Annotated in this window: 8 protein-coding genes and 1 pseudogene; 4 read left to right on the forward strand and 5 right to left on the reverse strand. The window is 70.0% G+C overall.

The window, feature by feature from the left end:
• From VFF97_RS06755 to glgB, 3 genes and pseudogenes are all read left to right on the forward strand, one after another.
• Positions 1–937, forward strand: a pseudogene (locus VFF97_RS06755) (glycogen debranching enzyme); the annotation flags it as partial.
• Between the two features lie 163 nt (positions 938–1100).
• On the forward strand, positions 1101–3095 hold the full coding sequence (locus VFF97_RS06760; RefSeq protein WP_414684233.1) for an alpha-1,4-glucan--maltose-1-phosphate maltosyltransferase: 1995 nt from the start codon (positions 1101–1103) through the stop codon (positions 3093–3095).
• On the forward strand, positions 3095–5275 hold the full coding sequence (gene glgB, locus VFF97_RS06765; protein ID WP_325032724.1) for a 1,4-alpha-glucan branching protein GlgB: 2181 nt from the start codon (positions 3095–3097) through the stop codon (positions 5273–5275). Before VFF97_RS06760 ends, glgB begins: the two co-directional genes overlap by 1 nt.
• 56 nt (positions 5276–5331) lie before the next feature.
• Here glgB and VFF97_RS06770 read toward each other — a convergent pair whose 3' ends face one another.
• Both VFF97_RS06770 and VFF97_RS06775 read right to left on the reverse strand, forming a co-directional pair.
• Positions 5332–6270 (reverse strand): tetratricopeptide repeat protein, encoded by a 939-nt coding sequence (locus VFF97_RS06770; RefSeq protein ID WP_325032725.1) that lies wholly within the window; start codon positions 6268–6270, stop codon positions 5332–5334.
• Positions 6267–8105 (reverse strand): glycosyl transferase, encoded by a 1839-nt coding sequence (locus VFF97_RS06775; RefSeq protein WP_325032726.1) that lies wholly within the window; start codon positions 8103–8105, stop codon positions 6267–6269. The genes VFF97_RS06770 and VFF97_RS06775 overlap by 4 nt, the downstream gene beginning before the upstream one ends.
• Positions 8106–8279: 174 nt before the next feature.
• On the opposite strand from VFF97_RS06775, the gene VFF97_RS06780 reads away from it, so the two are divergent.
• The gene (locus VFF97_RS06780) at positions 8280–9353 is read left to right on the forward strand and encodes an AI-2E family transporter (RefSeq protein ID WP_325032727.1); all 1074 of its coding nucleotides are present in this window, start codon (positions 8280–8282) and stop codon (positions 9351–9353) included.
• 21 nt (positions 9354–9374) lie between these two features.
• Here the strand turns inward: VFF97_RS06780 and VFF97_RS06785 are convergent, their stop codons facing one another.
• Genes VFF97_RS06785 through VFF97_RS06795 form a run of 3 tightly spaced genes read right to left on the reverse strand, consistent with a single transcriptional unit; the run spans position 9375 to position 11192 of the window.
• The gene (locus tag VFF97_RS06785; RefSeq protein WP_325032728.1) at positions 9375–10103 is read right to left on the reverse strand and encodes an alpha/beta hydrolase; all 729 of its coding nucleotides are present in this window, start codon (positions 10101–10103) and stop codon (positions 9375–9377) included.
• Between the two features lie 51 nt (positions 10104–10154).
• Complete coding sequence (locus VFF97_RS06790) at positions 10155–10439, reverse strand: hypothetical protein (RefSeq protein ID WP_325032729.1); 285 nt, start codon at positions 10437–10439, stop codon at positions 10155–10157.
• 3 nt (positions 10440–10442) lie between these two features.
• Positions 10443–11192, reverse strand: coding sequence for a lytic transglycosylase domain-containing protein (locus tag VFF97_RS06795; protein ID WP_325032730.1), 750 nt, complete (start codon positions 11190–11192; stop codon positions 10443–10445).
• Positions 11193–11227: the final 35 nt, after the last annotated feature.

Here is an 11227-nt window from a genome sequence, read left to right on the forward strand (position 1 = left end):
CGGCAACTTCGGCCCGGGCTGGCACGAGTGGAACGACCGCTACCGCGACCGCGTGCGCAACTTCTGGCTGAGCGACGTCGACTACGCGCGGCGCGCGGGCACGCCGCCGGTGGGCGTCGGAGGATTCGCGACGCGTCTCGCGGGGTCATCCAACACGTTCAGCGAGGAGCGCGGACCGCTCGCGGGCATCAACTTCGTCACGGCGCACGACGGCTTCACGCTGCACGACCTCGTGTCGTACGACGTCAAGCACAACGTCGCCAACGGCGAGCACAACCGCGACGGCGCCGACACGAACCGCTCGTTCAATCACGGCACTGAGGGGCGCACGAGCGACGAGCGGATCCTCGCAGTGCGGCGCAAGGCGATGCGCAATCTGCTCGGCACGCTCCTGCTCTCGGCAGGGGTGCCGATGATCACCGCGGGCGACGAGTTCGGACGCACCCAGCGCGGCAACAACAACGCCTATTGCCATGACTCCCCGCTCACGTGGCTCGACTGGCAGCACGCCCCGTGGCAGCGCGACCTGCTCGCGCACGCACGGCGGCTCGTGGCGCTGCGGCACGAGAACCCCGCCCTGCGACCGATCCGGTTCGCGCGGCTCGGCGAGCACACGCCGTCGGCCTCCGTCATGGAGTGGTACGACGAGCGCGGCGAGACGATGTCGATCGAGCGCTGGACGGATGCGAGCCACAGAACTCTCCAATACGCGGCGACCTCCACACCCGAGGTCGAGGAGCTCAACCGCATCCTTCTCGTGGTGCACGGCACCGAGACGCCCATGGATGTGACGCTCCCCCGGGTCGACGGAGCGGAGCGCTTCGTCTCGCTGTGGTCGAGCGCCGACGAGGTGCCCGACAGCGAGGGCGAGGAGTTCGCGCCCGGCGCCGTCATCTCGATGCCGGGCACCTCGATGAGGCTCTTCCGCGTCGAGTGACCCGGCGCGACCCGGCCGGTCGTCGCCGCGGCTGTCGGACGCCGAAGCGTCGCGATAGGTTCGAGACGTGGCCACGACGAACCGACGAGCGACCGCGCGACCATGGCGAAGCGCGACATCGATCCCGGTCCGAACCGGTGTCGAGGCATCCGCTCTCGCCCCCGTGACCGACACGATCACGGGCCGGATCCCGACGCATGAGCCGACGCCGTCGGTGCCCGGCGGGCGCTTCCGGCCGAAGGCCTTCGCGGGCGAGGTCGTGCCTTTCCGCGTCACGGCGTTCCGCGAGGGCCACGACCGCATCGGCGTGCACCTTCGCCTGTGGTCGCCGTCGGGTGACGAGTCGCTGCACCGCCTCAGCCCGCTCGAGAACGGCCTCGACCAGTGGCAGACCCTCGTCGGGCTCCTCGAGGAGGGCGTGTGGCGCTTCCGCTTCGAGGCGTTCGCCGACGAGGTCGCGACGTGGCGGCACGCCGCGCACGTGAAGATCGCGGCGGGAGTGGACACCGCGCTGATGCGCGAGGTCGGGGCTCGCCTCTTCGACCGCGCGGCGGAGGAGCGCTCTCGGCCCGCCGCGGAGCGGCGCGTGCTCGAGACCGCGGCGATGGAGCTGCGGCATCCGGATACGTCAGACACCCGCGCCCTCGAGATCGTCGACGATCCGCGCATCGAGTCGTTCTTCCAGACGCGTCCCCTCCTGTCGCTGCTGTCCCCCGGACCCGAGCGCGAGTTGCTCGTCGAGCGCGAGCGCGCCGGCGTCGGCGCGTGGTACGAGTTCTTCCCGCGCTCGGAGGGCGCCCGGCGTCTCAAGAACGGCACGGTCAAGTCGGGCACGTTCCGCACCGCCGCCCGTCGTCTCCCCGGCGTCGCGGCCATGGGGTTCGAGGTCCTCTACCTGCCGCCCATCCACCCGATCGGCTTCACGCACCGCAAGGGCCGCAACAACACGCTCGACGCCCAGCCGGGCGACCCGGGGTCGCCGTGGGCGATCGGCTCGTCCGCCGGCGGCCACGACGCGGTGCATCCGGACCTCGGCACGCTCGCCGATTTCCGCGCCTTCGTGCGCGCCGCGCGCGCCGAGGGCATCGAGGTCGCTCTCGACCTCGCGCTGCAGGCCTCGCCCGACCACCCCTGGGTCACGGAGCATCCGGAGTGGTTCACGACGCTGCCCGACGGCACGATCGCGTACGCCGAGAACCCGCCCAAGAAGTACCAGGACATCTACCCGATCAACTTCGACAACGACCCCGAGGGCATCCGGGCCGAAGTGCTGAGGATCGTGCGCCACTGGATCGCGCAGGGCGTCAAGATCTTCCGTGTCGACAACCCGCACACCAAGCCGCTCCAGTTCTGGGAGTGGCTCATCGCCACGGTGAACGCCGAGCACCCCGACGTCGTCTTCCTGGCCGAGGCGTTCACGCGTCCCGCGCCCCTGCAGGGGCTCGCGGCAGCCGGCTTCCAGCAGAGCTACACCTACTTCACGTGGCGCAACACGAAGGCCGAGCTCGAGGATTTCCTCAGCGGGCTCGCGAACGACACCGCGGACTTCCTGCGCCCGAACCTCTTCGTCAACACGCCCGACATCCTCACCGAATACCTGCAGTTCGGCGGTCGCCCGGCCTACAAGGTGCGGGCGGCGATCGCGGCGACGGGCGCGCCGACCTACGGCGTCTACGCGGGGTACGAGCTTTACGAGAACGTCGCGCGGCCGGGCTCCGAGGAGAACATCGACAACGAGAAGTACGAGTACAAGCTCCGCGACTGGGACGGCGCCATCGCGCGCGGGGAGTCGCTCGCGCCATACCTCACGCGGCTCAACGAGATCAGGCGGGAGCATCCGGCGCTGCGCCAACTGCGCAACCTGACGATCCACTGGAGCGACGACGACGCGATCCTCGTCTACGCGAAGCACCTCGACGCCGACCTCTCCCCGACCGGCGCCTCCGACACGATCATCGTCGTCGCCAACGTCGACCCGCACTCCGTGCGCGAGACCATGGTGCACCTCGACACGAACGTGTGGGGCGTCGCGCCGGGTTCGCCCTACGAGGTGGAGGACCTCATCACCGGAGCGCGGTGGACCTGGTCCGACCACAACTACGTCAGACTCGACTCGTTCGTCGAGCCCGTCCACATCCTGCACGTGAAGGAGCCGTGATGCCCGAGCCCGATGATCGCCTGCTCGACGCCGTCGCCGCGGGGAGCCACCACGACCCGCATGCGGTCCTGGGGCTTCATCCGGGCACGGATGCGGCGGGCGGCGTCGAATGGACCGTGCGCGTGCGCCGCCCACTCGCCCGCAGCGTGACCGCGGTGTTCGACGACGGGATCCGCGTGCCGCTCGAGCACGTGCGGGCGGGGATCTGGGAGGGCACGCGCGGCGGCGAGCCGGGGCGCTACGAGGTCGTCGCGACGTACGAGGAGGGCCCCGACCACACGGCGGAGGACCCGTATCGCCACGCGCCGACGCTCGGCGAGCTGGACCTGCATCTCATCCGCGAGGGCCGCCACGAGGAGCTGTGGCGCGTGCTCGGCGCGCACGTGCGCGAGCACGAGGGCTCGCGCGGCACCGCGTTCGCCGTGTGGGCGCCCAATGCGCGCGCAGTGCGCGTCGTGGGCGACTTCAACAGCTGGGACGGCCAGGGCCACGCGATGCGCTCGATGGGCGCGAGCGGCGTGTGGGAGCTCTTCATCCCGGGCCTGGGCGCCGGGGCGAACTACAAGTTCGAGTTGCTGTCGCGCGGCGGCACGTGGGTGCTCAAGGCCGACCCCATGGCGCGGCAGGCCGAGGTGCCGCCGGGCACGGCATCCGTCATCACCGAATCGTCCTACTCGTGGAAGGACGACGCCTGGATGACGCGTCGCGCGCGCACCCAGCCGCTCTCGCAGCCGATGTCCGTCTACGAACTCCACCTGGGGTCGTGGCGCCAGGGGCTGTCGTACCGCGAGGCCGCCGACCAGCTCATCGAGTACGTCACCGCCCACGGCTTCACGCACATCGAGTTCCTGCCGCTCGCCGAGCACCCGTTCGGCGGCTCGTGGGGCTACCAGGTCACGGGCTACTACGCGCCCACGAGCCGCTACGGCAGCCCGGACGACCTTCGGTACCTCATCGACCGGCTCCACCAGGCAGGCATCGGCGTGATCATGGACTGGGTTCCGGGGCACTTCCCGAAGGACTCGTTCGCGCTGGCCCGGTTCGACGGCGAGCCGCTGTACGAGCATCCGGATCCTCGCCGCGGCGAGCACAAGGACTGGGGCACGTACATCTTCGACTACGGGCGTCCCGAGGTGCGCAACTTCCTCGTCGCGAACGCCCTGTACTGGTTCGAGGAGTTCCACGTCGACGGTCTGCGCGTGGACGCGGTCGCGTCGATGCTCTACCTCGACTACTCACGCGAGTCGGGCGAATGGGTGCCGAACATCCACGGCGGGCGCGAGAACCTCGAGGCCATCGCGTTCCTCCAGGAGGTCAACGCGACCGCGTACAAGCGCTACCCCGGCATCGCCATGATCGCCGAGGAGTCGACGAGCTTTCCCGGTGTGACGGCGCCGACCGACCACGCGGGCCTCGGGTTCGGCTTCAAGTGGAACATGGGCTGGATGAACGACTCGCTGCAGTACATCAAGCGCGACCCGCTGCACCGCAGCCACCACGAGGGCGAATTGTCGTTCTCGTTCGTCTACGCGTTCAGCGAGAACTACATCCTGCCGATCAGCCATGACGAGGTCGTGCACGGCAAGGGCAGCCTCTTCGGGCGCATGCCGGGCGACCACTGGCAGAAGCTCGCGAACATGCGGGTCTTCCTGGCGTACATGTGGGGTCACCCCGGCAAGCAGCTGCTGTTCATGGGCCAGGAGTTCGGCCAGATGTCGGAATGGTCGGAGTCGCGGTCGCTCGATTGGTGGCTGCTCGACCAGCCCACGCACGCGCAGCTGGCCGGCTTCGTGGCGGCGCTCAACCGCACGTATCGCGAGCACTCGGCCCTCTGGGCGCGGGACTCCGACGGCGGCGCCTTCACGCGGCTCGGCGCGCCGTCGTGGAACCCGAACGTCATCGCGTTCGCGCGACGCGACTGGCACGGCAACTCGGTCGCCGTCGTGTGCAACTTCTCGGGCAGCCCGATCACGGGCTATCGCCTCACCCTGCCCGCCGAGGGTGTGTGGCACGAGATCCTCAACACGGATGCCGCGGAGTTCGGCGGCTCGGGCGTCGGCAATCTCGGTGTGGTCAATGCCGACAGCAACGGGCTGGCCTCCATGGTGCTTCCGCCTCTCGGCGCGCTGTGGCTGCGTCACGACCCGGAGGCGCACATCCCGTCACCTACGCGCGGCTGAGGTCACCCCGCCGCGGCGGCGTGCACGCGACGTCGCGCCGTCGTCGACGGGTCTGCTCAGAAGAGCAGGTTCGCGAGGCGGCCGCGCGCGCGGACGACACGCGGATCCGCGTCGCCGACGAGTGCGAACAGTTCGAGGAGGCGCTCGCGCACGGGCGCGCGCTGGTCGGACGGCAGCGCACCGAAGAGGTCGAGCAGCCGGTCGAACGCGTCGTCGACGTGGCCCCCGGCGATGTCGAGGTCGGCCATGCGAAGCTGCGCGTCGACGTCGGTCGGATCGGCGGCCGCGGCATCGCGCGTCGCCTGCAGGTCGAGCCCCTGCACACGCGACAGCAGCTTCACCTGACCGAGGCCGGCGCGCGCGTCGACGTCGCGGGGGTTCTCGGCCAGCGCCTTCTCGTACGCGGCGATCGCACGCGTGTAGTCGCCCGCCTCGATCGCCTCGTACGCCTCGGCGTGCAGGGGCGGCAGCGGCGGCTCTTCGGGGGCCGCGGGCGCCTCGCCGTTGACCTCGACCGTCCCCGTGACGCCGTTCTGCGCGGCGAGCTGCAGCAACTGGGCGAAGACCTCGCGCACCTGCTGCTCGGGCACGGCGCCCGTGAACAGCGGCACGGGCTGACCGCCCACGAGTGCGACGACCATCGGGATCGACTGGGCGCGGAAGGCCTGCGCGAGCTGCGGGTTCGCGTCGACGTCGACCTTCGCCAGCACGAGCCGGCCCGCGAGCTCGGTCACGACCTTCTCGAGGATCGGGCTGAGCTGCTTGCACGGGCCGCACCATTCGGCCCACAGGTCGACGACGACCGGAACCGTCCGCGAGAGCTCGAGCGCGGAGCCGAACGTCTCGTCGGTGACATCCATCACCAGGGACGGCACGCTGCCGGCCGGGCCGCCTGCCGCGGGCGCGGTGCCCTGCGGCGAAGAAGCCGGACGGTTGCGCAATGCGGACAGATCCACGGCACCGCGAAGTGCGGCGCCCGCAGCGGCATCGGTCACTTGATCACCTTCGCGTCGAGGATGTTCGAAGAATACCCGAGGAGCTGGATCTTCTCGTCGGAGTCGAGCACCGGCACGTAGAAGAAGACCTGGTCGCTGAACGTCGTCGTGACGCCCGTGCTGGACTGGTCGACGCCCGTCAGCGCCTTGACCTCGGTGTTGTCGCCGAGCTTGATGACGGCGTCGGCGTTGGTCGGCTTCGCCTCTTCCATCTCGTGCACGTGGACCGCGACGATCGCGCCGTTGTCGAGCGTCGCCAGCGCGACCGGCGGGTGCGTTCCCGCCGCCGCCTTGAACGTCAGGTTGCCCGTGTTCGTCGCGGTCTGGTTGAAGTCGTCGAGCCGCTGCTTGCGGTCGGCGAGCACGCCGGGGCGGAAGTGGTCGTTCTCGACGTCGAAGAGGCTCCAGTACTCGCTCTTCTCGCCGTTGTCGATGATGTCGGCGTACGCCGCCGCGAGGTCCTGCGGCGCCAGCATGAGGAACTCCGAGTCCGGCGGCACCTGCGTCGCGCCCACATAGTGAGCCGCCATCTCGGGCATGACGGTCGACGCCTCGAGGTTGGCGAGGTAGTTCAGCTTGTAGGGCGACCACTGGTCGGCCTGCGAGAGCATCATGATGTTCGCCGTCTTGTCATCGGCGTCGCTCACGACCGCCATGAATGTGCGCGGCCAGCCGTCGAACGCCTGCGGCAGGATGATCTCGAGCGACTTCGTCGGGATCGCCGGCAGCGGCGCGCGGTCGCTGATCGCCCCCCGCAGCTTGTAGTTCGTGGTGCGCTCGGCGAGCACTGCGCCGTCGAGACGCGTTGCCGCGAGCTTGGCGTCGAGCGCCTCATCCGCGTCGGCGACGGTGGACGACACGCGGCTGAGGATGCGATCGGCCTGCGCCCGCGTGACGGCCGGCGCCTGCTGGGTCTCGGGCACGAGGACGGTCTGCGTCGGGGTGGGGGTCGGCGTCGGGCCGAGCTGCGGCCACGCGTCGGGCGTGCAGCCCGTGGACATGAGTGCGGAGACCGCGACGACCGGCAGGATCGCGAAAGCGCGGCGGCCCGACACGGCACGGCGAGTCGGCGCGCCGGCCGAGATGACGCCCTTGTCCTCGCCCTCGATCGAGAGATCGATCGGCTCGGTGGGAGGGAGCGGCAGCCCCTTGCGACGCGGTCCGCGCGAACGTCGGACATGGCGGATGCCGAGGATGTACAGCAGCACACCGATCGCCATCACGAGGCCGCCGCCGACGATGAGAGGACCGGCCCACGGGGTCGTGCTCTCGATCGGCCAGGAGACGCTCACCTTCGACGGAGCAGGCTCGGTGCCGTCCAGCGCGACGAGCACGCTCATGTCCTCCGGAAGCTGCAGAGGCTCGATGAGGAGGTCGGTCTGCTTGAACTCGTCGAGCCACAGATCCGAGCCGGCGGGATTGCGGCCGGGCGTCGCCTCCGCCTCTTCGGCAGGGGCTTCGCTCTCGGCGGGGGCGTCGCCGGCCTCGGCATCCGTCGGCTCTTCGACGGGCTCGGGCTCGACGATACGGGTGCGGATCTCGCCCTCGTCATCGAGGGTCACCGATGCGTACTCGGCGTCGGAGAGCCAGGCCACCATGTCCCCGGTGCGGCCGTAGGCGGCGAAGATGTCGCCTTCGGCCTGCGCACGGAGCGTCTGCGCGCCGGGGAGCTTGTTCAGCACCGCGCCGTCGATCAGCAGATAAGGCACGTCCTGCTCGATCGAGATCGGCGCGGTCTCGGTCTTCGGCCCTTGGAAGACGGTGCGCTGAGCGATGCCCGCACCGATCATCACGGCAGCGATGATGAACGCCACCACGGCCCACACGAAACGCACGGAATGAAACCTCTCACTGGCCCGGGGTCGGGGCACGGGCCTAGGGAACTCGACAGTCCAGAGTAGCGAAGAGCGGCTGAAAGGAGCGTGGGAGGGACCAATCCACGACCTCGGCGTGCCGTGTGCGTATCCTGACCTATACCCCGCTGGGCCCGATGACGAACCGGAGAGCTCGTGAAGATCCACCACCCCTTCCGCACCGCCTTCGTCGCGACACTCGGAGTGGGGCTCGGGCTCGTTCTCATCGGCAGCATCCAGACCCTGTCGACGATCCTGCTGTACATCGGCACGGCCCTCTTCCTCTCGCTCGGCCTGGACCCGCTCGTCGCGTGGCTCGAGCGCCGCAAGCTTCCGCGCTGGGCGGCTGTGCTGATCACGATCTTCGCCGTGCTCGCGGTGTTCGCGGGCATCGTCCTCATGGTCGTGCCGATCATCGTGAACCAGATCGCCCAACTCGTCGGCGAGATCCAGGAGTTCGTCGGCAGCCGCACGCTTCCTCAGTTCTTCGACGACGTGAGCGCGTGGATCGCGGGCATCTTCCCCGGTCTCTCCCCCGAGTTCCTCGACGACGCTCTCGCGAACCTGCAGGACTGGTTCGTCGACAACTGGGGCTCGATCACCGGCGGTGTCATCAACGTGGGCTTCGCGGTCGTGTCGGGTCTCGCGGGCGCCTTCATCGTGCTGATCCTCACGATCTACTTCACCGCGTCGACGCCGTCGCTCAAGCGCGCGGTGTACCAGCTCGTGCCCGCGTCGAAGCGCGAGCGGTTCATCGACCTGTCCGAGCAGATCACCGACTCGGTCGGGTACTACGTCATCGGGCAGCTCACGATGGGCGTCATCAACGGCGTGCTGAGCGCGATCTTCCTGACGATCATCCAGGCGCCGTTCCCCGCGGTCCTAGCCGTCATCGCGTTCTTCTTCTCGCTGATCCCGCTCGTCGGAACGCTCACCGGCTCAGCGATCATCGTGCTGATCCTGCTGTTGGTCCCGGGTGGCCTCGGCATCCCGACGACGGCGATCATCGCGGCGATCTACTACCTGATCTACATGCAGATCGAGGCGTACCTGATCTCGCCGCGCGTCATGAACCGCGCGGTCTCGGTACCGGGAGCCGTCGTCGTGATCGCGGCGCTCGCCGGCGGCGCGCTGCTCGGGCTCCTCGGCGCCCTCATCGCGATCCCCGTCGCGGCGAGCATCCTCATCATCTACCGGCAGGTCGTGATCCCGCGGCAGAACGAGCGCTGACGACACCGCGGGCGGCCGCGGTCATGCCTGCTCGGCCGCTCCGTGCCATTCGACCGGGAGCGGCAGCGCGTCGGGATTGACGGCCGCGACGATCTCGGTGAGCACGCGGCGCGTCTGGCTCTCACCGACCCACAAGTGCTTTCCGCCCTCGACCGGGACGAGCGTCGCATGCGGTATCGCCGCGAACCGCTCGGCGGCCTCGGCCGGGCGGAGGTAGTCGTCGAACTCGGGCACCACGATCACCATCGGACGAGGATCGTCCGCCCACGCCGCCACCTCTTCCGGGGTCGTGCGGTGAAGCGGCGGCGAAAGCAGGATCACGCCGGCGACATCTTGGTGGTCGCGCGCGTACTTGAGCGCGAGCTCGGTTCCGAACGACCAGCCGAGCACCCACGGATGCGGCAGCCCCCGCTCCCGCACGAAGTCCATCGCCGCGGCGACATCGAACGCCTCGCTCCGGCCCCCGTCGAACGTCCCCTCGCTGGTCCCCCGCGGCGAGGTCGTACCGCGCGTGTTGAAGCGCAGGACCGCCAAGTCGGCGAGGGCGGGAAGCCGCGCGGCGGCCTTGCGGAGGATGTGGGAGTCCATGAACCCGCCGGCGGTGGGCAGCGGATGCAGCGTCACGAGTGTCGCCACCGGCTCCTTCTCGAGCGGGCGGGCGAGCTCTCCGACGAGAGTCAGCCCGTCGAGCGTGTGCAGCTCGATGTCTTCCCGCGTCGCGGGCAGGACGAGCGGACCACGGATCTCCACGTCAGGGACACCTCCAACGACAGGCGGATGCCGGGCGCTCTCCCGGCGACGTCACGCGAGCTTCCAGCAGTGCTGGTGCCAGTGCCGGCGGGCGGCGAGATCGGCCTGATCGCCCAGCACACCGTCCGCGCGCCACGCGACGACGTGCGCCGTACCCGGCGCGATCGTGCGCCCGCACCCCGGGCACGTGTACGGCTTCTGGGCCTGCGCGGCTGAGACGGGCTGCACCGTCCACTCCACGCCGCGACGGGTCTCGGTGCGCTTCCAGCCCGCGATCATGCGCGCGAGGGAGTCGTCGTGCGACGACTCCCTGCGCCTGCGGTTGGCCCGCGGCATCCGTCAGTACCAACCGACGCGCTGCGAGTGGTCCCACGCGCCGCACGGCGTGCCGTAGCGTCCGCCGATGTAGCCGAGGCCCCACGCGATCTGCGTCGCAGGGTTCGTCTCCCAGTCGGCGCCTGCGGTCGCCATCTTGCTGCCGGGGAGCGCCTGGGGGATGCCGTACGCGCCGCTCGAGCGGTTGTACGCGTTGACGCGCCAGCCCGACTCCTTGTTCCACAGGGCGACCAGGCACGCGAACTGGTCGTCGCCCCAGCCGCGCGCGAGCACCATGTCGTACGCGATCGCCTGCGCCGTGCCCGGGTCGGGCGCGACGAACGGCGGCTGCCATCCCGAGCCCGACGACGATGTCGACGTGCGCTGTGCGACGGGCGTCGGCGTGGGCTTGGGCTTCACGTACACCTCGTAGCTCGGGCGGTCGAACTTCGCGACCGTGACCTCAGCCGCGTCGACCTCGAGCGACTGCACGTCGCCGAGCGAGCTCGCATACAGGGAGATCGGCGGGATCTCTTCCGCGCTCGCCTGTTCGGTGAGGGGAAGGCCGCTCGGCCCCGCCCAGGCCGCGACGAACGCGATCGCCGCGACGGCGGCGAAGACTCCCATGACGCTGCGACGACGCGACCACCGTGTCTCGACCGGCTTCGCGGGCGGCACACGCCGCGCCACCGCGCGCGCGGGCGTATCGGCTGTGGTGGCCGGGACGCGACGACGCAACGGCGGCGCGGGAATCATCTCGTTGCCGGGAGTCACAGTGTGCCGAGTCTAGCCGCCGTGTCCCGCGCATG

Source organism: Microbacterium sp., assembly GCF_035687345.1.
Taxonomy (GTDB): Bacteria; Actinomycetota; Actinomycetes; order Actinomycetales; family Microbacteriaceae; genus Microbacterium.